Source organism: Acidobacteriota bacterium, assembly GCA_004299485.1.
Classification (GTDB): Bacteria; Acidobacteriota; Terriglobia; order Terriglobales; family SCQP01; genus SCQP01.
Window position 1 is genome coordinate 1 of the sequence record SCQP01000021.1, and the last position, 20,927, is coordinate 20,927.

Genomic DNA, 20,927 nt, shown 5'->3' on the forward strand with positions numbered 1-20,927 from the left:
CGGCCGTGGGAGCGCTGCGGCTGGGGCCCGGGGCCCAGCCGCCGCTTGTGGAGGCGCAGAGGCGCCCCCGGTATCTGGCTAGCGGGCCATTTCGCGGGCGAGGTTGATGAGGGTATAGGTCGGCACGCCGGTGGGGCCTTTGGGCGGCATTGATGGAGCGCGACGGACTGGTGTCCGCCGCGCGGCGGCCGTGGGAGCGCTGCGGCTGGGGCCCCGGGGCCCAGCCGCCGCTTGCGGAGGCGCAGAGGCGCCCCCGGTATCTGGCTAGCGGGCCATTTCGCGGGCGAGGTTGATGAGAGTATAGGTCGGCACGCCGGTGGGGCCTTTGGGCATCCAGGGCTTGGCTTCTTCCAGCCAGGCGGTGCCGGCGATGTCGAGGTGGACCCAGGGGGTGTCGCCGACGAAGGCCTGGAGGAAGGCCGCGGCGGTGATGGCGCCGCCCCAGCGGCCGCCGGCGTTGATGAGGTCGCCGACCTGGCCTTTCATCATGTCGGAGTATTCCGGGTCGAGCGGCAGACGCCACATCTTTTCGCCGCCGCGGGCGCGGGCGGTTTCGAATTTGGCGTAAAACTCATCGTTGTTTGCGAACACGCCGCTGTTGACGTGCGCCAGGGCGACCACCACTGAGCCGGTGAGGGTGGCGGAGTCGATCAGGTGGGTCGCGCCCAGGGTTTTGGCATAGTGAATCGCGTCGGAGAGCACGAGGCGGCCTTCGGCGTCGGTGTTGAGCACCTCGATGGTCTTGCCCGACATCGAGGTTTGCACGTCGCCCGGTTTCTGGGCGCGGCCGCCGGGCATGTTTTCAGATGCTGGCACGATGCCGATGACGTTGAGCTTGACGTGCAGTGCCGCAATGGCCTGCATGGCGGCGAGCGTGGCCGCGCCGCCGCACATGTCGAACTTCATCTGGTCCATGTTGGCGGCGGGCTTGATGGAGATGCCGCCGGTGTCAAAGGTAATGCCCTTGCCGATGATGCCCAGCGTCGGGCCCTTGGTGTCGCCGCCGCGGTAGCGCAGCACCATCATGCAGGGCGGCTCGGCGCTGCCTTGCCCCACACTCAGAAAAGCGCCCATTTTCAGCTCGCGCGCCCGCTCGGGGCCGATCAGTTCGCATTCCAGACCTGCCGCTTTCGCCATCGCCGCCGCGCGTTGGCCCATGGCCGTGGGGGTGAGCACGTTGCTGGGTTCGTTCGCCAGCTCGCGGGCGAAGCGCTGGGCACCGGCGTAAATCAAGGCCTCGCGTATGGCCTGCTCCAGAGCCTTTTGATTGCTGCCACTGGGCGGGATCAGCTTCAGGGTGCGGATTTGGCGTTCGGGCTTGCGGTCGCTCTTATAGGTGTCAGGCTCAAAATTCGCCGAGTCCACCCCCGTAATGGCGGCCCACGCGGCGGCGGTGGCCTCGAGACCCTCCGGCAGAACCAGCGTCATCTCATGGACGTTCCGGCCCTTGAGCTGCCGTGCGACCGCGCCTGCCAGCCGCCAGCAATCGAGCACGCCCAAGCCGGCCTCGCCGCGTCCGGCGAGCACCAGCCGTTGCGCCTTGCAACCGGCCGGGTGATGGAGCACGGCAATCTCCAGAGCCTTGCCGGTGAATTCTTCGCTTTGGTACAGCTCGGCGGCGACGGGAAGGGCCGGAGGCTGTGTGCCCAACATGAGCACCAGGGCTTCGGTTTCTATTTGTTCTGGTTTTGCAAATACGAGTTCTGTGGTCATCGACGCAGTCGTTCCTTCATGGCCTGGCGCGCCGTGGCCTCGGCCTCACGCTTCCGCTCGGTGGCGCGCTTATCGTAAAGTTGTTTGCCTTTGGCCAGCGCCAGTTCCAGCTTGACGTGGCCATTTTTCCAATACAGCCGAAGGGGAATCAGGGTCAGGCCCTTTTCGCGGACCTTGCCCTCGAGCTTGGAGAGCTCGGCCCGGTGCAGCAGCAGCCGGCGGGTGCGGTCGGGGTCGTGGAGAGTGTAGCCGGCGTTTTTATAAGGACTGATGTGGCAATTGAGGAGCCAGAGCTGGCCATCGCGCAGCAAGCCGTAGCTATCTTTGAGCTGCACCTGGCCTTCGCGCAGCGATTTGACCTCGCCGCCGGTCAGGGCGATGCCTGCCTCCCAGCGCTCCAACAGGTGATAATTGTGGTGCGCTTGGCGGTTTTCGCTAATATTTTTGTGTTGTTGCGTGCCCTGATCCACCACATATTAATGCTATAGCGAAAAAACCAGAACTGAAGCAGCCCGAGACCGTTCCTTGAAGGCAAAGGCCTTACCATTGATGCCGGTGACCGCTTTCCCTGCCAAATTCCGCATTTGTGTGCTCGTGCTGGCCGTGGCCTTTGCCGTCGGTGTGCCTCAGGTGCATGCCGGCGACAAGGGCAAGCCCTATTTCCGCCATGGCCAGTTGATGATGGAGCGGCAGAACTACGACCAGGCCTTCGTCGATTTCCGCGAGGCGATGCGGCTGGCGCCCAACAACGTGGAGTACCAGATCGCCACCCACAAGGCCCAATTCGCTGCGGCCAATGGGCATATCCAGCAGGGCGAAAAACTGAAGGCGGAAAAGAAGTACGCCGAGGCGCTGAAGCAGTTTCAGTTTGCGGCCTCGATCGATCCGGCCAACTTTATCGCCCAGCAGGAAATCACCGACGTTGAGAATCTGATCCACCCGCCGCCGCCTCCGCCGGGCGAAACCGTGACCGAGGCGCAACAAAACTCGCTGCAGGCGCGGCTGGCGCGCGCCGCCGGGCCGGTCGAGCTGGCGCCGCTCGCCAATAGCGTGATCCGGGACTTTACCGTAAATAGCGATCCGGAAAATGCCTATCGCGCCGCGGCCAAGCTGGCCGGGCTCAACGTACTGTTTGACACCGGCGGCCAGGGAGGTTATTCCAATAGCGGCCGGGTGAGCCTGGATCTGCACAACGTTACGGTGATTGAGATTCTGCACGTGCTCAACGTGCAGACCAACAGCTTCTACACGCCCATCACGCCCAATACCATCCTGGTGGCGAACAACAACAATCAGACCCATCAGCAGGTCGATCCGACCGTGCTGAAGGTCTTTTACCTGAAAAACATTCAGACCACGGCGGATTTGACTGAAATTGCCGCCGCGGTGCGCGGCCTGATGCAGCCGCAGCCGCACATCATGCCCGTGGCCAGCATCGACGCGCTGGTGATGCGCGATACGCCCGACAAAGTGGCGCTGGTGCAGCGCGTGCTGGATGACATCGACAAGGCGCCGCCCGAGGTGGTGGTGGACATGCGGATTTTGCAGGTCAGCCGCGACCGCGCGCGCGATCTGGGCCTGCTGCCACCGACCAGTTTTGGTATCGGCTTGCAGACCACCACGCCGACGACTTCCACCAGCAGTGGCAGCAGCGGTACGAGCGGTGGCACTTCGACCACGCCTTCCAGCGCGCTGCCCAGCTTGAACGACTTGCGCCACCTCACCAGCAATAACTACGCGGTCACGATACCCAACGCTACGTTGAGCGCGCTGCTGAGCGACAGCCAGACGCAGACCATCCAGGAGCCGACCCTGCGCAGCATTCAGGGCCAGAAGGCGGAGTTGCAAATCGGCGAGAAGATCCCGATCGCCACCGGCAGCTTCCAGCCCGGCATCGGCGGCGTGGGCATTAACCCGCTGGTCAACACCCAGTTCCAGTATCAGCCGGTGGGTGTGATCATCAACCTGACGCCGCAGGTGCAGGGCGATCAGTCCATTCTGCTCAAGGAGCACATCGAGGTTTCGAGCGTGAACAGCTTCACCAATATCGGCGGTATTCAGCAGCCGATCATCGGCAACAACCTGATCGATCACACCATTGAAGTCCGCAATGGCCAGAGCATCGTATTGGGCGGCTTGAATGTGAACACGATCACGCACAACGTGAAGGGCCTTCCCGGCCTGAGCGAAATTCCGCTGTTCCGCTACCTGTTTTCCAGTGAGCACAACGAAACGACCAACAACGAGATTCTGATCATCGAGACGCCGCACATCGTTCACAAGCTGAATATCACCCCCGAAGATTTGCAGGCATTGTATACGGGCACGCAGAACGATGTGCACCTGCGCATCGTGCCGCCGTCGAGCGCGGAAACCGCTGCGGCGGCTTCGGGCGAATCGTCTGCGGCGGAGGGTTCCACTCCGGTTGCACCGCCGCCCGATGCTCCGGCGCTGGAGTTTGCACCCACCTCGGTCCAGACGCAGGTGGGCAAGACCTTCCAGGTGAAAATCACCGCTCACAATGCGACCGACGCGTACGCCTACACCTTCCAACTCAACTTCGATCCTAAGGTTTTGCAGTTGCAGTCGATGAGCACCGGCCTGTTCCTGCAGGCGGGCAACAAGCCGCTCTCGATGGTCTACCGCCAGGATGCCGAGCATGGCACCGCACAGGTCAGTCTCAGCCGTCCGACCGGCGCGGCGGGCGTGTCGGGCGCCGGCGATATCATCACGGTCACGTTCCTCGCCAAGGCGGCGGGCACGGCGCAACTTTCCATCAGCCGCCTGGGCGCGCGTAGCCCCAAGGGTGCGCCGCAAACGTACGTTTCCGTTCCGGCAACCGTGGTAGTCCAATGACCGCGAAGCACATCCGGCGGGCCACCGCCGGAATGACGCTGATCGAGCTGCTGGTGGCGACCGCCATTCTGGTGGTGCTCACCTCGATGGCGATTCCCATGGCGCGCGTCAGCGTCGAGCGCGCTAAGGAGCACGAGTTGCGCACCGAACTGCGCGAAATGCGCAACGCCATTGATCGCTACAAAGATGCCGCCGACCAGGGCCTGATTCAGGTGCAGGTGGATACGCACGGCTATCCGCCGGATTTGCAGACGCTGGTCAGCGGCGTGCCCATGGGCACGGAGACGATCCGCTTTCTGCGCGCGATTCCCAAGGACCCGTTCACCAACTCCTCCGACTGGGGCATGCGCGCGGTGCAGGACCCGCCCGATTCGACAAGCTGGGGCGGTCAGGACGTTTTCGATGTTTACACCACCAGCCAGGCGACCGCGCTGGACGGAACGCAGGTGGATAAATGGTGAGGCAGTTCTCAGTTATCAGTCATCAGTTATCAGTCAGGCGGCCCCAGCGGCGTAGCTTGGGGTTCACCTTGATCGAGTTGATTATGGTGATTGCCATCATCGGCATTCTGCTGGCGATGGCCGTTCCCAACTACCGCACCACGGTGCGCGCCTCGCAAGAGGCGGTGCTGCGCGATGATTTGTTCCAACTGCGTTCGCTCATCAATCAATACACGCTCGACAAACAGCAGGCGCCGCAGGCGCTCGATGATCTGGTCTCAGCGGGCTATCTGCGCGCCGTTCCGGTCGATCCGATGACGCATTCAGCGTCCACCTGGGTCACGGAGAGCAGCGCCGACGTGATGTCGCCGTTCCAGACGCAGGGCGGCATCGTCGACGTCCACAGCGGCGCCTCCGGTGCCGGCCTCGACGGAACCGCCTATAGCAGTTGGTGAAAAGAGCTTACAGCTTGCAGTTCACAGCTTACAGCTAAGGCTCGAGAGCCAAGGCGACGCCTGAAGTGTGCCGTCGGCGGCTGACAAGCTGATCCGCTGAACGCCAGCAGGGTACATACAGCCCTACGTCCGGGGCGTCATCTAACACTTTTGGTTGCCCCTCCATGACGCCGCACACCCGATCCATGCCTGCTGAACCGCTGCGCATCGGTCTTGTGGTGCCACCGTTCATTAACGTCCCCCCCGTCCGCTATGGGGGAACCGAGCTGTTTGCGGCCCAGCTCGCCGAAGGTCTGAAACGGCGCGGGCATTATCCCATCGTATACACGGTTGGCAATTCTCAGGTCGATTGTGAAATCCGGTGGCGGGTTGCCGCCGGGCGCTGGCCCATTGAATCGGTGCTCGAAAGCAGCCTGGAAGATCTCGACCATTCCAGTTGGGCCTGCGAAGATGCCGCGCACACCTGCGACATCATTCACCTCAACAACGCGCCGGGCCTGACTCTGTCGCGCTGCGTGCCCACGCCATTTGTTTACACGCTCCATCATCCCTATGAGCCGGCGCTGAGCCGCTATTACCGCTCGTTTCCCGATGTGCACTACATCGCCATCAGCCGGTATCAGGCGCGGCTGGAGCAGATGCCTCAGCTCGAGGTCATCCCGCACGGCCTGGACTGCCGGCGCTACCATGTGGCGGCGGGCCGGCGGGACTATTTGTGTTTCATCGGCCGGATTGCGCCCATTAAAGGGACCCACGTGGCGATTGAGGTGGCACGCCGCGCAGGCCTGCCACTGAAAATTGCCGGGGAAGTGCAGCCCATGTTCCGCGAGTACTGGGAAACGCGGGTGAAGCCGCAGCTCGGACGCGACATCGAATACGTGGGCGAGCTGGATCTGGCAGGGAAAAACGAACTGCTGGCAGGGGCACGGGCGCTGCTGTTTCCGATTCAATGGGAGGAGCCGTTTGGCTTGATCATGATTGAGGCCATGGCCTGCGGTGTACCTGTGCTTGCCTTTCCACGCGGCTCTGTGCCCGAGGTGGTGGCGGATGGCGTTTCGGGCTGGATTTGCAGTGATGCAGCCGAGATGGCGCGCCGAGCGGTCACGCTCAACCTCGAGCCCGGCGCATGCCGCGCATACGTCGAGCGCCACTTCAGCGTGGAACAGATGGTCGATCAGTACATTGGCGTCTATGAAGGGTGCAGCCACAGGAGCCGCGCCACACCCGCCGGCTTGCAGTTGGCATCATAAAGAGAGATGGAGGGGGACTCGGATTTCAGCCAGTTGGAGTTGGAAGTAGCCGAAGCGCCACCCCAGCCCCGGGCAGCGCATGGCGGCGAGCCACGCCGCATCAACAACCTGACGCTGATTGACGGCAAGGCCTTTGTGGCAACCGCGCTGGCGGGCGACATCGCGCCGCCCAGTTCCACCGATGTAGGCCTGTTTTTCTACGACACCCGTTTTCTGAGCCGGTGGGAGCTGCGCGTGAACGGCCACCGCGCGCTGGTGCTGTCGGCGGCGACCGAGCAGAACCTGCTGGCGCAGATCGAGCTGACGGCGGCCACGATGGCCACGCGGGATCATCTGGATCTGCCGGAGAACACGGTGTACGTGCACCGGGAGCAGTTGCTGGCCGGAGAATTTTTCGATCGCCTGACCTTCCGCAATTTCGGCTTGCTGCCGGTGACGCTGGATGTCGAGCTGTGCTTTGCCGCCGATTTCATGGATGTGTTCCAGGTGCGGGGCATGCTGCGGCAGGTCACCGGCACCTACTTCCGCCCGCAGTTGCAGGCTGATGGGATCACCTTCAGCTACCTGGGCCGCGATGACCAGTTCCGGCAGACGCAAATTCACTTTTCACCTTCTCCACGGGTTCTCAGTCCGGATTCGGCCAGCTTCGAGCTGACGCTGGCGCCGGACGAGCAGCAAACGCTGCAGTGCACGATCTCGGGCACGGTGGGTGCGCCGCCGCGGCATCCGCTACCGGCGCAGAGCCGCGAGCCGAACTTCGTTGCCGCGCTGGCGCGCCGCCGCAGTAACGTGCAGGATTGGGAGCGCCTGACCACCAGCTTTGAAAGCTCCGATGACACCTTCACCCGCTGTCTGCAGATTGCGACCAGCGATTTTTTTTCGCTGCGCGTGCCCTTCGGAGCGAGCGGCAGCCTGACCGAGCACGGCCGCGTAGCGCCCGGCGGGGGAGAAATTGTTGCGGCCGGCATTCCCTGGTTTGCCACCATTTTCGGGCGCGATTCACTCATCGCCAGCTATCAGGTGCTGATGCTGCACCCCCATCTGGCCAAGGAGACGCTGCGCTACCTGGCGCAGCATCAGGGCGGCAAACGCGATGACTGGCGCGATGAGGAGCCAGGCAAGATCCTGCACGAGATGCGCGAAGGGGAGATGACGCGTGCGGGGGAGATGCCGCATTCGCCGTATTTCGGCTCGGTCGACGCCACGCCGCTGTTTCTGATCGTGCTGGACGAAACTTACAACTGGACCGGCGATGACGCCATGATCGAGGAGCTGCTTCCGGCCGCACGGCGGGCGCTGGCCTGGATGGACGAGTACGGCGACCGCGACGGCGATGGCCTGGTCGAGTATCAGCGGCGCTCGCCACAGGGGCTCGACAATCAGGGCTGGAAAGATTCCTGGGATGCCTATCTGCTGCCGGACGGCAGCCTGCCGCAAGCGCCGCTGGCGTTGTGCGAGGTCCAGGGTTACTGCTATGAAGCGCGCTACCGGTTTTCGCGCCTGTTGCGGACGTGCGGAGATACGGCTGCGGCCGACCGGCTGCGGCGCCAGGCGACCGAGCTTTCGCACCGTTTCGAGCGCCTGTACTGGCAGCCCGAGCAGGGCTACTACGCGGCTGCGCTCGACGCCGCCAAGCGGCCGGTGCGGGCCATCACCTCCAACGCCGGCCATTTGCTCTGGAGCCGCATTATCAGCCGCGAGCGCGCGCGCCAGGTCGCGCGCCGGATGATGCGGTCGGATATGTACAGCGGCTGGGGGTTGCGCACGCTTTCTTCCGATGAGCCCACCTTCAATCCCCTGAGTTACCATCGCGGTTCGGTCTGGCCGCACGACAACTCCCTCATCGCCCAGGGCTTCGCCTTTTACGATTTCAAGCAGCCGCTGTTGCGTGTGCTTACCGGTTTATTTCAGGCGGCCAATCACTTTCGCGATCACCGCCTGCCGGAGTTGTTTGTGGGCGTGCAGCGCAACGAATTCGACCGGCCGGTCAATTACCCGGTGTCCTGTTCGCCGCAGGCGTGGGCCTCGGGCGCCTGGTTCCTGCTGCTCACCGCGGCGCTGGGACTGCGCCCCAACGCCAGCCGCCACGAGCTGCGGGTGGTCAACCCGGTGCTACCGGACTGGCTGCAGTGGCTGCGCATCCATCATTTGCGCATTGGCAACTCGCAGGTTTCGCTCGAATTCAACCGCCGCAGCCAGCGGACGTTCTGCAACGTGCTCGACATTCAGGGCGACCGCCTGGCCATCTCGGTGGACTTCACCGCGCCGCGCTCGGGCGAACTCAATTAATTGAGCGCACTACGTGAAGCTGGGTGAAGCGTGCGATGACGTCGAAATCCCGGTCGCGGTGCCAGACGGGTGCTTGGTGTTCGATCGCGATCGCCGCGATGAGGCAGTCCATAGAGGAGCGAATCGTATATCCGCGGCTTCGGCCAGCGCGATAGATTTCGGCTGCGGAACGGAACAGCGCAAGTGGGACGGGGTCGCTGAGGACGGGTAAGCTTAGGATGGCTGGCACGAGGCCCGGCCACGGGCGCTCAGACGTAAGCCCCTGGAGCACCTCCTGAACCACGGGTGGGCAGGTGACGACCTGGACCAGCGAGGCGAAATCCAACTCTGCCACAGGCCGGGTCTGCAGCAGGTGTACCCAGACGGAAGTATCGGCAAGAGTCAACGGCGGCCTTGGCTTCTCCGGCGACGGGGTTGATCCTCGCGCATTTCCGCCAGATCCCCTTGCCAGGCGCCGCTGCCGAAAAAGCGGGGAAGCTGCTGGAGTTTTCGGACTCGCAATAGCTCCGCCAGAGCCATGTTCACTGCGGCCGAGTAAGTACGGGCACCGGTTTCGCGCCGCACTTGCTCGAGCAATTTTTCATCAAGCACAAGATTCGTGCGCTTCATGCGCACAGTATACCGCTGCGCTCAATGTACGACGATGTCGCCGCTGCCGGCGTGGGCGTTGAGGGTCGCGGCCGCCGCGCCGTTGCCGATTACGCCTGTCCAGGAATGGCGGCTGGTGCTGACGTTGCGGCTGGGCAGGCGCACGGTGATGTCGCCGGAATCGGTGCTCAGTTGCGCCTGCGCGGCGCTGCCGCCGGTGAGCGCTATGTGCAGTTCGCCCGAGCCGGTGCGAAGATCCCAATGGTGATCGCCGTTGAGCTGGCCCTGAATGGTCAGGTCGCCGCTGCCGGAGTGCGCCGTGAGTTCGCCGGTGACTTGACCCACTGAGAGCTGGCCGCTACCGGTTCCGGCGTAGCCGCCCTGATCCATTTCTTCGATGCGGACATCACCGCTGCCGGTTGAAAGATGAGCGTGCCCGGTAACTTCGCGGCCGCGGACGTCGCCGCTGCCGGTCGAAAACTCCGCATCGCCCTGGATACGGCCGAAGGTGATGTCGCCACTGCCGGTCGAGGCGTGCACGCCTCCGCCCAGGTTGTCGAGGTGAATGTCGCCGGAGCCGGTGCCCAGGCGCGCCGAGCGCTGCAGGCTGCTCAGGTAGAGGTCGCCGGAGCCGGTTTCGGCGCGCACCTCGGTGTTGGGCGGGGTGGTGATGGTGTAGCGGATCGAGATGTTACTCATCCAGCCGGAGTGCACCTCATCGATGCGGATGGTGTTGCCGTTTTGCGTGACCGGCGGATTCTGTTCGATGCGCTGGATGTCCTGCGGGCTTGCCCCGAAAAAGAAGTTGAAGTGGGACCGGATCACCGCGTCGATGGTGACTGTACGGCCGGGCATGGCGCTCACGTGCACGTCGCCGGAGCCGTTGTGGACGATGAGGGTGACCGGGCCGTTGACCTGGTATTGACGATGAAAACTTCCGGATTGAGCGGCCAAGCCGGCCTGGAGGGCGACCAGAACGATTCCGGCGGTCAGTATCAGGGCAATCCTGCGTAGTGTCATGCCCTCATCATACGCAGCCGTGCCGCATGAGGTTCCGGTGAATATCGCTAGGCCGCCCAGAGGGAGGCGACGAAGTCTTCAATCCGCTCCTGTGGACTGGCAAACACCGACCAGGGCGAAGGCTGGCGGATGATGCGCACGTGACCGCTGCGTTCGGTGACCTGGAAGCGGCTCTCGCCGGACTCGGTGCGCTCAAAGTCGATATCCAGGCAGGCTTGGCCGACGCGCAACCGCTCCAGCCGGCAGTGGGGAAACCAATCCGGCAGGTGCGGGTCGAGGAAGAGAATTTCCATGGGTGCGTAAGGATAAATGCCGAGCAGCATTTGCAGGAAGATCACCGGCGCGCCGGCCGACCATGCCTGCGGCGAGCAGGATTGCGGATACACCGGCGGAAACGGTTGCGCCTGCGAGCGCCGGTGACCGCACATGACTTCCGGAAAGCGGACGAACTGAAAACGCTCGGCGATGGCCATTTGCGCCCGCATCAGCTCCGCGAGATGCCCGGTGTGGCCGTAGCGCCGCAGACCTACGCCGATGGCGGCGTTTTCCGCGGGCCAGACGGAGCCGCGATGATAGCTGTAGGGGTTGAAGGCAATGTGGCCGGAGGAGAGCGTGCGAATGCCCCACTCAGTGAACATGTCCGGGGCGAAGAGGCGATCGACGGTGGCCTGAACATAGTCGCGGGCAATGATGCCGGTCGCGAGGGCATCGCCGGGATCGGAGCCGATCGAGCGCACCTGCCGGCCGCGCGGATCGAGCGCCATGGCGAAGTAGTTCTCCTGCGGCATCCAGAAGACGTCGTTGAAGCGTTTTTTCAGCTCGTGCGCCTGCCAGAGCATGCGCGCGGCCTCCGCCCGTTCGCCGGCAAGAAACAGCAGCTCGGCCATGCGGAGCTTGGCTTCGTAGGCGTAACCCTGGATTTCGCAGGTGGCAATGGGGTCGGGCACGATGCTGCCGTCGGGGTAGATGAGCGCGTCGCCGGAGTCTTTCCAGCCCTGGTTTTTCACGCCCTGCGAGCTGCGGGTTGTAAAGGCATAAAAGTGCTTGGGGCCGGGATGGCCGTCGCGGTCCATCCAGACCATGGTGCGCCGGGCGGCGTCCAGATGCTGCAGCATGGTGGCCTTGTCACCCGTCCAGTGGAGAAATTCGGAAAGGACGATGACATAGAAGGGCGAGGTGTTGAACGAACCGTAGTAGCGGCCTTGCGGGCGGTAGTTCAACACCGAGAGCGGCCCGGTGTGGGCCTCATGCAGCATCTTGCCGGGCTGCTCATCGCGCCAGTTGTCGGTGCGCTGGCCCTGCAGCTCGCGCAGCACCTGCAGCGAGCCGCGCAGAATGTCGGGCGCGAGCAGCGCCGACTGCCAGGCGGCGGTAAGAATGTCGCGGCCGAAAGTGGCCACGTAGTTGGGAATGCCCGCGGCTGGAACCCAGCCGTCCGCGCGGTCAAGATCGAACAGGCGCAGGCTGGCGAGATCGTGCCGCGCGCGCTCGACCGCCCGCTCGACGGTGCTGAGCGGCTGCGGGCGGGGCGTGATCTGGGTGGTGGCCTCGAGATAGGCGGTTTGCCGTGGGTCGCGATATTCGAGCTGGTAGCAGCCCCGGGCGGGTTCCAGCTTGCGTTTTTCGATCCGTGCGGCGAGCTCGAGGCAAACGTGGGCGGTGGCTCCGGGCGCCAGGCGCACTTGCCAGCGCACGCCATGGCGATCGAGCCGGGCGCCGGCGGGGACGCCGTGCAAGCGCAACTCGACGCCGCGCTCCAGATGGCAGCCGCGATGATGAGCTTTGTAGCTCCAACGCAGGTGGATCAGCTCGGGGCTGTGTTCGCTCTGCCGGAGGAGCGAGCCTTTTTGCCGGCGCTCGCCACTCAGTACCTCATCCAGGCCGGCGAAATCGGCATCCAGTTCCAGCCGCACCTGCACAAGCTGCTCCTGGATGGTGAAGTTGGTGATGTCGGCGTCCTGATGCAGCCCGTCACTCAGCACCGTCGCCAGGCGGAGCTCGATGGTTTCTTCCGTGGCGCCGCGCGCATGACCTTTGTGCCGGGTTGCGCCGGAGTAGGCCGGGAGCCGGCGCTGGGGTTGGGCGATGGCGTAGACCAGAATTGAGTTCTGGTGGACGGTGCTTGCCTCGACGGTGTACAGCTCATGCTGCAGGTTCCAGACCAGGCGCGAGAGCACGCGGGTCTCGTGGATAAAGACGCCATGCTGGTCGACATCGGTGATCATGCCTTCACGGTCGCAGATCAGCACGGTGCGGGATTGGGAAGCATTGAGCTGGTGCGGGCGGGTCTGGAGCCGGATAAGGTCGGAACGGGGTGTATCGCGGGATTCCACACCTGATGGGATGCCCGGTGCATACGTGGTGTTTTCAAGGCGCGTATACTGGGGCAATGGCGGATGCAGGTCATCCGAAGCTGAGTGTCTGGAATACTTATCGGCTGTTCTATGGCCAGTTCCGCACTCATTTTCTCGCGACGGGCGCGATTGCGCCCAGCGGCGGGGCGCTGGCGGCGGAGATGACGGCGCCGCTGGCCAAGGCCAGGGGCCTCCGGTCCTTACGCGTTCTGGAAGTGGGCGCCGGCACAGGCGTCTTCACGCGCGCCATTTTGCGCCACTTGGGCGCGGGCGACAGCCTGGATATTTGCGAGATCAACCCCGCCTTTCAACCCGTGCTGGAGGCGCGGCTGCAGCAGGCGCGAGTAGAGGAGCGAGGGATTGCCTGCACTATCCACTTTGGCGATATTTGCACCTGGGAGCCAAGGCCAGAATTCGATTTCATCATCTCCGGCCTGCCACTGAATAATTTCAGCCCGGATCTGGTAGCGCGCATTTTGAGCCTGCTCGGCGGACTGCTGCTGCCCGGTGGGGTGCTCTCCTACTTTGAATATCTGTACGTCCGGAGGGTCAAGGCGGCGTTTGTGCGCAACGAGACCGAACGTGCACGCCTGCGCGCGGTGGGCTCGGTGGTCGACTGCTTTTTGCACAACCACACCAGCCGCGCGGTACCGGTGGCGCTGAATTTTCCGCCCGCGATGGCACGCCACGTCTGGGCCCGGCGAGCGCGGATTGACAAAGCCGCGCCGGTTCACTAGAGTATAAGATTGTCCGGGCGTAGTCCCTCCTGTAGCCCCGTCTCTACTGAGGCTGGGGCATCACTGTGACTAGAAGAAAGGGAATTGGCAAGCGAGAACCATGAGCACGTATTTTCCCAGTAGCAAGACGGTCGAGCCGCATTGGTACGTGGTCGATGCCGAAGGCGAGGTCCTCGGGCGCTTTGCCTCGCGCGTCGCGCAGCTTCTGCGCGGCAAGAACGCACCCCATTACACGCCCTTTATGGATACGGGCGAACACGTGGTAATCATCAACGCCGCCAAGATCCGGGTGACAGGGAACAAAGTCGAGGACAAGGAATACCACCACTTCACCGGCACCGCCGGCGGGCTGAAAACGGCCACACTGCGCGTCCGCATGGCCAAGCATCCGGAAGAGGTGGTCCGGGATGCGGTGGAGGGCATGCTGCCCAAGACCAAGTTCGGCAAGCATCTCTGCAGCAAGTTAAAGGTGTATCGTGGCGCCGAGCATCCCCATACGGCGCAGCAGCCAGAAGCGGTGAAGCTGACCAAACAGCGCGCCGCAGGAGCATAGCAAGTTTTTATGGCAGACCTCGTTCAATACCAGGCAACCGGCCGGCGCAAAACGTCGGTGGCGCGGGTAATTCTGCGCCCTGGCAGCGGCCAGCGCAAAATCAATGGCAAGGCCTACGGCGCCTACTTCGGCACGCCTACGCGCGAGCTGCTGGCGAACCGGCCGCTGACCATCGCCGCCATGGCGGATCAGTACGATGTGCTGGCCAACGTGCGCGGCGGCGGCGTCAACAGCCAGAGCGGCGCGGTGGCGCTGGGCGTGGCCCGTGCGCTGCTGCTGCTCAATCCGGAATTGCGCGCCAAGCTGCGCGCCGCCGGGCTGCTGACGCGGGATTCAAGGATGAAGGAACGCAAGAAGTACGGACAGAAAGGGGCGCGCAAGCGCTTCCAATTCTCCAAGCGGTAGAGGGAGAGAAAGTGGCTTACGTCGAGCCCAGCGGGGTGGCCGACCACCGGGAGGCCCGGGGCGCAGCCCCGCAAGACGGCGCGAGCCGCTGCAAACTTCGATAGGAGGGTACTTGGCATCCATTAGCATGAAAGAGCTGCTCGAGGCGGGGGTTCACTTCGGGCACCAAACCAAACGCTGGAACCCCAAAATGAAGGAATACATTTTTGGCGAGCGCAACGGCATCTACATTGTCGATTTGCAGAAGACGCTGAAGATGTTCAAAGAGGCCTCGGCGTTCGTGCAGGAACAATGCGCGCAAGGCAAAATCGTATTGTTCGTGGGCACCAAGCGCCAGGCGCAGGATGCCATTGCCGAAGAAGCCACCCGCGCCGGCATGTTCTACGTCAATCAGCGCTGGCTGGGCGGCCTGCTCACCAACTGGGTGACCATTCAAAAGTCCATCAACCGGCTCAAGGAGCTGGATGCGATGGCCACCGACGGCCGCTACGAGCAGTTGCCGAAAAAAGAAGTCATCAAGCTGGAGCGCGAGCGCAAGCACCTGCACACCAACCTGGCGGGGATCCGCGACATGCCCGGTCTGCCAGATGTGATTTTCGTGATTGACTCGAACAAGGAACAGATTGCGGTGGCGGAGGCGCGCAAGCTGGGCATTCCGGTCGTGGCGGTGGTCGACACCAACTGCGACCCGTCCGCGGTGGATCATGTGATTCCCGGCAATGACGATGCCCTGCGGGCCATCCGGCTGTTCACCAGCCGCATCGCCGATGCCTGCGCCGAAGGCCGCAACCTGCACACTTCGGGCGGTCAGGCGCCGGCCGACGGCGCGCCGCCGGAAGCGGCCGGTGACGGCGAGGCCACCCCCGCCGAAAGCGGTGAAGATGAGTCCGAAATCGAGGCCCGCAAGGGGCCCGAGCCGGAGGCGGCCGAATTCCACGACAGCCGCATCTCCGATACGCCGCAAGCGGCGCCGGCGCGGTAAGGGATTGTTGATGTCTGCGACTATGGAAATTTCTGCTGCTCAAGTGAAAGCCCTGCGGGAGCGGACCAGCGCTCCCATGATGGAGTGCAAGCGCGCGCTGACGGAAGCCGGCGGTGATATGGAAAAGGCGGAGATGGTGCTGCTCAAGCGCGGCATTGCGGCCGCCGCCAAAAAAGCCACCCGCACCGCCGCGGAAGGCTCCATCGGCAGCTACATTCATGCCGGCGGCAAGCTGGGCGTGCTGGTGGATGTGGCCTGCGAAAGCGATTTTGTGGCGCGCACGGTCGAATTTCAGGAGCTGGTGCACGATTTGGCGATGCATATTGCCGCCGCCGGGCCGGCCTATCTGACGCGCGAGGAGGTGCCCGCCGAGGCGCTCGAAGCCGAGCGTGCGAAGTTGCGCGAGCAGGCGGTGACGGTGAATGCCGGCAAACCCGCTGCCATTCTCGATAAGATCGTCGAAGGCAAGATGGCGAAATTCTACGAAGAGCACTGCCTCGCCGAGCAGCACTTCATCAAGGATGACAAGCTCACGATTGCCGAGCTGGTGGCGGCGAAAGTGGCCAAGCTGGGCGAGAAGATCGAAGTCCGGCGCTTCTGCCGCTTCAAGACCGGCGACGAACCCTCGGCCTGAGTACGCCCATGGCCAGCGCCTATAAGCGGGTTCTGCTCAAGTTGTCCGGTGAGGCGCTGGCGGGCGAGCAGCAGTTGGGTATTTCGCCCGAGCGCATGGACGCCATCGCGGGTGAGATCGTCACCGCCGCGCAGGCCGGCGTACAAATCGCCCTTGTCCTCGGTGGCGGCAATTTCTTCCGGGGCGTGGCCTTGCAGGCCAAGCACATGGACCGCGTCGCCGCCGATCAGATGGGCATGCTGGCGACGGTGATCAACGGCCTGGCGATGCAGGATGCGCTCGAGCGCCGTGGTCTGGATACCCGGGTGATGAGCGCCATCGAGATGAATCAGGTTGCCGAGCGCTTCATCCGCCGGCGCGCCATCCGCCACCTGGAAAAGGGCCGCTGCGTGATTTTCGTGGGCGGCACCGGCAGCCCCTACTTTTCCACCGACACCGCCGCCGCCCTGCGCGCCATGGAAATCCACGCGGAAGCGATTCTCAAGGGCACCAAGGTGGACGGCATCTACGACGCCGATCCCACCCTGAACCCCACGGCCACGCGCTTTCCTGCCATCGACTACCAGGAGTTCATCCGCCGCAACCTGCGCGTGATGGACATTGCCGCGGTCTCGCTGTGCCAGGACAATCACCTGCCCGTGATTGTGTTCAGCCTGCTGCAGCCCGGCAACATCATCAAAGTCGCCCGGGGCGAGCCGGTGGGCTCGCGCATCGGTCCGCAATCGCAATCCGGAGCTGCCTCATGAGTCCTGCACCGAAGTCTCCTGCCGCCGCCAGTGCGTCGGTTCCCGCGCTGCGTCCCGTTTTCCAGCAGCTTACGCAGCGGATGGAGTCAACCGCCAACGATTTCCGCAACGCCCTGGCCGCGATTCGCACCGGCCGGGCCTCGGTGCATTTGCTCGATACCGTGCGCGCCGAATATTACGGCACCGAGATGCCGCTGAATCAGTTGGCTACCATCAACGCGCCCGAGCCGCAGATGCTGACGGTGCAGCCCTTTGATGTTTCCGCGCTGCCGGCGATTGAAAAGGCGATCCGCACGGCCGATTTGGGCCTCAATCCCGGCAACGACGGCAAACTCATCCGCATTCCGATTCCGCCGCTCACCGCTGAGCGCCGTCAGAGTCTGGTCAAAGCGCTACATAAAATCCTCGAAGACCATCGCACCGGTCTGCGCAACATCCGCCGTGATGGCAACGAGGCGGTGAAGAAGCTGAAGACGGCCAAGTCCATCGGTGAGGACGATGAAAAGCGCGCCCTTGACGACGTGCAGAAACTCACCGAAGCCGAGCAGGCCAAAATCGACGAAATGGCCGCCGCCAAGGAAAAAGAAATCACCACACTCTAGTGGCTCGCCACTTTTTGCCCTGGTCGCTCCCGTTGGTCGCTTGGAGTGCAGGCTTCGATTCCCGGCAGGGTCCGCCCGCTGGCGCTCAGGGCTCCTCCAAAGGCGTTGATGGGTGGTGGGTGGTGCGCCGGAAGGAGTCAGCCTTAGAGCAAAACCAGACTTGGTGTAGCACGCTCGGTCGGAGTGCGTGCGGCTTCTCCTGGTGTCGAAGCCGCAAACGACCCGGGCCGCCCGGCTATAGCAGGTCTGGTTTTGCTCTAGCGGGCGGCGACGGCACCAGCCGCGCTCAGGTCGAAGCGGTCGCCGAGTTTGGGGATGGCGGTGGAGATGCCACGCGCCTCGATGTCGTGGGCCAGCACGGCGGCGGCTTTGGGCTCGCCATGAACCAGCAGCACTTTGCCGGGTTTGCCGCCGGCCTGAGCCCAGGCCAGAAGGTCGTCGTGGTCGGCGTGGGCGGAAAAGCCGCCGATGGTAGTCACCTTGGCCCGGACGGCAACCGGCTCGCCATAAATCCTGATCTCTCGGGCGCCATCAATGACCTGCCGCGCGGGCGTGCCGTGGGAGGCGTAGCCGACGAAGATGATGTGGTTGCGGGCGTCGCCGAGATTGTTCGCCAGGTGATGCAGAATGCGGCCGCCGGTGGCCATGCCGGAGCCGGCCATGATGACGGCGCCGCGCGCCTTGGCGATGGCCTTGGAGGCGTCCGTGGTGCGCGTGAACTGCAGCCTGGGCAGGGCAAACGGATCCGTGCCCGCCGCCAGCAGCGCCTTCATTTCGGGATTGAAGTACTCGGGATGGCGGCGGAAGACCTCCGTCGCTGAGATCGCCATGGGCGAATCCAGAAAGACCGGGGTGTCGGCGGGGAGGGCGTGGTCTTCGACCATCTGCCGCAGGTAGTAGAGCAAATCCTGCGCGCGCTCCAGCGCGAAGGTGGGGATGACGACGTTGCCGCCCTCGCTCACGGTCGCCTGCACCGCAGCGCGGAATTCGGCGATCGATTCGGCCTGGGAGCGATGGTTGCGGTCGCCATAGGTCGATTCCATGACCACGACATCCGCGGGCAGCGCGGGATCGGGCGGATTCAGGATGGGCTTGTTGCGGTTGCCCAGGTCACCGCTGAAGATGACGCGCCGGCGTTCGCTGCCTTCTTCCAGTTCGAGCAGAATCCAGGCCGAGCCGAGAATGTGTCCGGCTTTATAGAACGTCGCCCGCACCCCGGGGGCGACCTCGCGCGCGGCGCCGTGCGCCATCGCGCCTTCAAACTGACCCAGCGCGGTCTGGACGTCCGCGGCGCCAAACAGCGCCGGAAAATGATAGCGCCGCATCTCTTCTTCCTGCAGCCCGGCGGCATCCTGCAGCACCAGCTTGGCCAGATCCACCGTGCCGGCGGTGGTGAGGATGCGTCCGCGGAAGCCTTGCTTCACCAGGATCGGGATGCGGCCGCAGTGATCCAGGTGCGCGTGCGTCAGCAGCAGCAGGTTGATTTTGGCCGGGTCAAATCCGAACGGCTCGCCGTTTTCTTCATGCAGTTTGCGGCTGCCCTGGAACATGCCGCAATCGATCAGAATCTGCTGCTTGCCAACATGCAGCAAATGGCATGAACCGGTGACATCGCTGGCAGCGCCGTGAAAGCTGATTTGCATGCCTTCATTAGGCACGAAAAAAGCCGCGGATGCCAGAGGCATCCGCGGGTGGCTCACCACTTTTGCCCTGGTCGCTCCCGGTTAGCGCCCGCCACCACCGCCACGGCGGCGGCGCGGCTTGGGCCAGTTGGCAAGCTGGGCAGGGGTGCAGAGCGCCTGCGCATCCTTAGTCGCCTGGCCGAAGATTTGGCGCATTTGCGAGCGGTCGCCATCGCGCATGGCCTGCATGGCCTGGGTGTTGGCTTTCTCGTAAATGGCTTCCATCTTGGTTTTCTGGTCTGGGGTGAGATGAACGGAGCGGTCGATGCGCGCCACCGTCATCTTGGCGCGTTCGGCCGGAGACATATTGCGCCGGCCTTGCTGTGCGGCAACGGCGGCGCCGGAAGGTGAGGGGGCAGGCATGGAGGCGGGGGCGGCCGCCCAGGCCGAGAGGGCGCCGCAAGCCAACAGGGCGGCAGCGGCAAGGAATGGCGAACGTTTCATGAAATCCTCCAGTGGGCCAGAGCGGAACCCGCTGGATCTGGCGCCAGTTCAACTACGGAATATATCCCGACCATGTTACATCGCAGGCACCCAGCGCGGCTTCGCCGCGCGGCCCGCTCCCTGCGCCCGGGAGCCCGCTGCGGCGGGGGCTCCATTGCCCCGCCTTTGCTTTGCCTAGATCCAGACCACGGCGACCAGCGCCACGGTCAGGCCGACCTCGGCCACCGTGACCCAGCGCCCGCCGCCATCCAGCCAATGCATCGCACCGCTGATCTTTTCGCGAAAGCTCCGGCCGAGCAGCAAATACAGGCCCACCCAGACCAGACTTGACAGCAACGACACTACGATGAAGCGGCCGATGGGCGTGCCTTGGAAGCCGTAAATCACGTAGGCGGCGCTGCGCAGGGGCGGCAGGAACTTGGCGCCCAGCACCAGCTCCGGCGAGAGGTGAAAGTGGAGATGATGCAGCCCGATCCAGTGAATCAGCACGTCCCGTCCGGCCTGGCTCACGAGGTAGAGGATGAGATCATTGACCAGCATGCCCACCACGCCTGCGATCGCCATCCGTACCAGCCCGTAGGCTTCGCCGATGGTCGAGGCGGCGAGCGCGATCATGGCCTCGCCGGGCAAGGCGAGCCAGGCTTCCACACTGAGCGCAAGGACGAGACCAAAAACGGGGTGCTGACGGATGAAGCGGAGCAACGCGGGTACCTCTATCGTAGTCCGCTTGCATGTAGGTTGCCACCGGCACCCACGCTGATTGGCGAGGCCTTGCGCCTTTCGTTTGCAGAGCTGAGCGCAATTTCTTCCGTAGTGCCGCGCAACCGGAGCGCAGAAGCAGAACGGCGCGAGCCGGTGCTACACTGGTAGCAGCGGCGCATCCAGCGTTTCACGTGCGGCGCTTTACTCTAACCCTGGGAGGTTCGCCATGGCGGGTCGTTCTGGTCCGACTTTCCAAAAACGGCAAAAAGAAAAACAGCGTCAGGAGCGTCAGCGCGAGAAAATCGAGCGCCGCTCCGCCCGCAAGCAGGATCGGGCAGCCGGGGTTCCGAGTTCGAACAACGAAATCGACTACAGCTTCAACCCCTACGAGGGCATGGACGAGCTCACCGATGAGGTCATCGACCGCACCGTCGATGAATTACTGCCACCGCCGCATACTCAGGAACAGCAGTAG

22 protein-coding genes are annotated in these 20,927 nt (G+C 63.8%); 14 read left to right on the forward strand and 8 right to left on the reverse strand.

Translation table 11 applies throughout. The features are described 5' to 3' along the window. Positions 1 to 264: 264 nt before the first annotated feature. The gene (locus EPN33_15115) at positions 265 to 1,713 is read right to left on the reverse strand and encodes a leucyl aminopeptidase (GenBank protein ID TAN20499.1); all 1,449 of its coding nucleotides are present in this window, start codon (positions 1,711 to 1,713) and stop codon (positions 265 to 267) included. Next, positions 1,710 to 2,183, reverse strand: coding sequence for an SsrA-binding protein SmpB (smpB, locus tag EPN33_15120; protein TAN20525.1), 474 nt, complete (start codon positions 2,181 to 2,183; stop codon positions 1,710 to 1,712). The genes EPN33_15115 and smpB overlap by 4 nt, the downstream gene beginning before the upstream one ends. 55 nt (positions 2,184 to 2,238) lie before the next feature. On the opposite strand from smpB, the gene EPN33_15125 reads away from it, so the two are divergent. The 5 genes from EPN33_15125 (at position 2,239) to EPN33_15145 (ending at position 9,003) form a co-directional block, all read left to right on the forward strand. Next, positions 2,239 to 4,569, forward strand: coding sequence for a hypothetical protein (locus EPN33_15125; GenBank protein TAN20500.1), 2,331 nt, complete (start codon positions 2,239 to 2,241; stop codon positions 4,567 to 4,569). Beyond that, the gene (locus tag EPN33_15130; protein TAN20501.1) at positions 4,566 to 5,030 is read left to right on the forward strand and encodes a type II secretion system protein; all 465 of its coding nucleotides are present in this window, start codon (positions 4,566 to 4,568) and stop codon (positions 5,028 to 5,030) included. Before EPN33_15125 ends, EPN33_15130 begins: the two co-directional genes overlap by 4 nt. Then, complete coding sequence (locus EPN33_15135) at positions 5,024 to 5,464, forward strand: prepilin-type N-terminal cleavage/methylation domain-containing protein (GenBank protein ID TAN20502.1); 441 nt, start codon at positions 5,024 to 5,026, stop codon at positions 5,462 to 5,464. Before EPN33_15130 ends, EPN33_15135 begins: the two co-directional genes overlap by 7 nt. Before the next feature lie 164 nt (positions 5,465 to 5,628). Then, on the forward strand, positions 5,629 to 6,714 hold the full coding sequence (locus tag EPN33_15140) for a glycosyltransferase family 4 protein (GenBank protein ID TAN20503.1): 1,086 nt from the start codon (positions 5,629 to 5,631) through the stop codon (positions 6,712 to 6,714). Between the two features lie 6 nt (positions 6,715 to 6,720). Then, a complete protein-coding gene (locus EPN33_15145) occupies positions 6,721 to 9,003 on the forward strand; it encodes an amylo-alpha-1,6-glucosidase (protein ID TAN20504.1) in 2,283 nt (760 codons plus the stop codon). On the opposite strand, the gene EPN33_15150 is transcribed toward EPN33_15145, so the two are convergent. From EPN33_15150 to EPN33_15160, 3 genes are read right to left on the reverse strand one after another with little or no spacing between them, the layout of a single operon-like run. Next, a complete protein-coding gene (locus EPN33_15150; GenBank protein ID TAN20505.1) occupies positions 8,996 to 9,580 on the reverse strand; it encodes a PIN domain nuclease in 585 nt (194 codons plus the stop codon). The genes EPN33_15145 and EPN33_15150 overlap by 8 nt on opposite strands. A gap of 53 nt (positions 9,581 to 9,633) precedes the next feature. After that, positions 9,634 to 10,611: a hypothetical protein gene (locus EPN33_15155; GenBank protein ID TAN20506.1), complete on the reverse strand. Its 978-nt coding sequence runs from the start codon at positions 10,609 to 10,611 to the stop codon at positions 9,634 to 9,636. Between the two features lie 47 nt (positions 10,612 to 10,658). Continuing rightward, positions 10,659 to 12,944: an amylo-alpha-1,6-glucosidase gene (locus tag EPN33_15160; protein TAN20507.1), complete on the reverse strand. Its 2,286-nt coding sequence runs from the start codon at positions 12,942 to 12,944 to the stop codon at positions 10,659 to 10,661. 5 nt (positions 12,945 to 12,949) lie between these two features. On the opposite strand from EPN33_15160, the gene EPN33_15165 reads away from it, so the two are divergent. From EPN33_15165 to EPN33_15195, 7 genes are all read left to right on the forward strand, one after another. Then, on the forward strand, positions 12,950 to 13,702 hold the full coding sequence (locus EPN33_15165) for a methyltransferase domain-containing protein (protein TAN20508.1): 753 nt from the start codon (positions 12,950 to 12,952) through the stop codon (positions 13,700 to 13,702). A 100-nt stretch (positions 13,703 to 13,802) separates the two neighbouring features. Further along, the gene (locus EPN33_15170) at positions 13,803 to 14,255 is read left to right on the forward strand and encodes a 50S ribosomal protein L13 (GenBank protein TAN20509.1); all 453 of its coding nucleotides are present in this window, start codon (positions 13,803 to 13,805) and stop codon (positions 14,253 to 14,255) included. Between the two features lie 9 nt (positions 14,256 to 14,264). Continuing rightward, positions 14,265 to 14,660, forward strand: a complete 396-nt coding sequence (locus tag EPN33_15175) for a 30S ribosomal protein S9 (protein TAN20510.1) — start codon at positions 14,265 to 14,267, stop codon at positions 14,658 to 14,660. A 112-nt stretch (positions 14,661 to 14,772) separates the two neighbouring features. Continuing rightward, complete coding sequence (rpsB, locus tag EPN33_15180; GenBank protein TAN20511.1) at positions 14,773 to 15,642, forward strand: 30S ribosomal protein S2; 870 nt, start codon at positions 14,773 to 14,775, stop codon at positions 15,640 to 15,642. Between the two features lie 22 nt (positions 15,643 to 15,664). After that, a complete protein-coding gene (locus tag EPN33_15185; protein TAN20512.1) occupies positions 15,665 to 16,276 on the forward strand; it encodes an elongation factor Ts in 612 nt (203 codons plus the stop codon). Between the two features lie 8 nt (positions 16,277 to 16,284). Further along, on the forward strand, positions 16,285 to 17,022 hold the full coding sequence (locus tag EPN33_15190; GenBank protein ID TAN20513.1) for a UMP kinase: 738 nt from the start codon (positions 16,285 to 16,287) through the stop codon (positions 17,020 to 17,022). Continuing rightward, complete coding sequence (locus tag EPN33_15195; protein TAN20514.1) at positions 17,019 to 17,624, forward strand: ribosome recycling factor; 606 nt, start codon at positions 17,019 to 17,021, stop codon at positions 17,622 to 17,624. Before EPN33_15190 ends, EPN33_15195 begins: the two co-directional genes overlap by 4 nt. 257 nt (positions 17,625 to 17,881) lie before the next feature. On the opposite strand, the gene EPN33_15200 is transcribed toward EPN33_15195, so the two are convergent. Continuing rightward, positions 17,882 to 19,267: an MBL fold metallo-hydrolase gene (locus EPN33_15200; protein TAN20515.1), complete on the reverse strand. Its 1,386-nt coding sequence runs from the start codon at positions 19,265 to 19,267 to the stop codon at positions 17,882 to 17,884. Between the two features lie 81 nt (positions 19,268 to 19,348). Beyond that, positions 19,349 to 19,750, reverse strand: coding sequence for a hypothetical protein (locus EPN33_15205; GenBank protein ID TAN20516.1), 402 nt, complete (start codon positions 19,748 to 19,750; stop codon positions 19,349 to 19,351). Between the two features lie 11 nt (positions 19,751 to 19,761). Here EPN33_15205 and EPN33_15210 point away from each other — a divergent pair, with 11 nt between their 5' ends. Then, the gene (locus EPN33_15210) at positions 19,762 to 19,980 is read left to right on the forward strand and encodes a hypothetical protein (protein TAN20517.1); all 219 of its coding nucleotides are present in this window, start codon (positions 19,762 to 19,764) and stop codon (positions 19,978 to 19,980) included. On the opposite strand, the gene EPN33_15215 is transcribed toward EPN33_15210, so the two are convergent. Continuing rightward, a complete protein-coding gene (locus EPN33_15215) occupies positions 19,925 to 20,452 on the reverse strand; it encodes a hypothetical protein (protein ID TAN20518.1) in 528 nt (175 codons plus the stop codon). The two genes, EPN33_15210 and EPN33_15215, sit on opposite strands and share 56 nt — an antisense overlap. A gap of 226 nt (positions 20,453 to 20,678) precedes the next feature. On the opposite strand from EPN33_15215, the gene EPN33_15220 reads away from it, so the two are divergent. Continuing rightward, entirely contained in the window at positions 20,679 to 20,927 is a 249-nt protein-coding gene (locus EPN33_15220; protein ID TAN20519.1) for a hypothetical protein, read from the forward strand.

Excerpts from the sequence above, each read along its gene's own strand:
- EPN33_15175 (TAN20510.1), top strand. The coding sequence starts at position 14,265 with ATGGCAGACCTCGTTCAATACCAGGCAACCGGCCGGCGCAAAACGTCG.
- EPN33_15140 (TAN20503.1), top strand. The coding sequence starts at position 5,629 with ATGACGCCGCACACCCGATCCATGCCTGCTGAACCGCTGCGCATCGGT.
- EPN33_15205 (TAN20516.1), bottom strand. The coding sequence starts at position 19,750 with ATGAAACGTTCGCCATTCCTTGCCGCTGCCGCCCTGTTGGCTTGCGGC.
- EPN33_15165 (TAN20508.1), top strand. The coding sequence starts at position 12,950 with ATGGGATGCCCGGTGCATACGTGGTGTTTTCAAGGCGCGTATACTGGG.
- EPN33_15170 (TAN20509.1), top strand. The coding sequence starts at position 13,803 with ATGAGCACGTATTTTCCCAGTAGCAAGACGGTCGAGCCGCATTGGTAC.
- EPN33_15190 (TAN20513.1), top strand. The coding sequence starts at position 16,285 with ATGGCCAGCGCCTATAAGCGGGTTCTGCTCAAGTTGTCCGGTGAGGCG.
- EPN33_15115 (TAN20499.1), bottom strand. The coding sequence starts at position 1,713 with ATGACCACAGAACTCGTATTTGCAAAACCAGAACAAATAGAAACCGAA.
- EPN33_15185 (TAN20512.1), top strand. The coding sequence starts at position 15,665 with ATGGAAATTTCTGCTGCTCAAGTGAAAGCCCTGCGGGAGCGGACCAGC.
- EPN33_15200 (TAN20515.1), bottom strand. The coding sequence starts at position 19,267 with ATGCAAATCAGCTTTCACGGCGCTGCCAGCGATGTCACCGGTTCATGC.
- EPN33_15220 (TAN20519.1), top strand. The coding sequence starts at position 20,679 with ATGGCGGGTCGTTCTGGTCCGACTTTCCAAAAACGGCAAAAAGAAAAA.
- EPN33_15130 (TAN20501.1), top strand. The coding sequence starts at position 4,566 with ATGACCGCGAAGCACATCCGGCGGGCCACCGCCGGAATGACGCTGATC.
- EPN33_15195 (TAN20514.1), top strand. The coding sequence starts at position 17,019 with ATGAGTCCTGCACCGAAGTCTCCTGCCGCCGCCAGTGCGTCGGTTCCC.
- EPN33_15155 (TAN20506.1), bottom strand. The coding sequence starts at position 10,611 with ATGACACTACGCAGGATTGCCCTGATACTGACCGCCGGAATCGTTCTG.
- EPN33_15145 (TAN20504.1), top strand. The coding sequence starts at position 6,721 with ATGGAGGGGGACTCGGATTTCAGCCAGTTGGAGTTGGAAGTAGCCGAA.
- EPN33_15135 (TAN20502.1), top strand. The coding sequence starts at position 5,024 with ATGGTGAGGCAGTTCTCAGTTATCAGTCATCAGTTATCAGTCAGGCGG.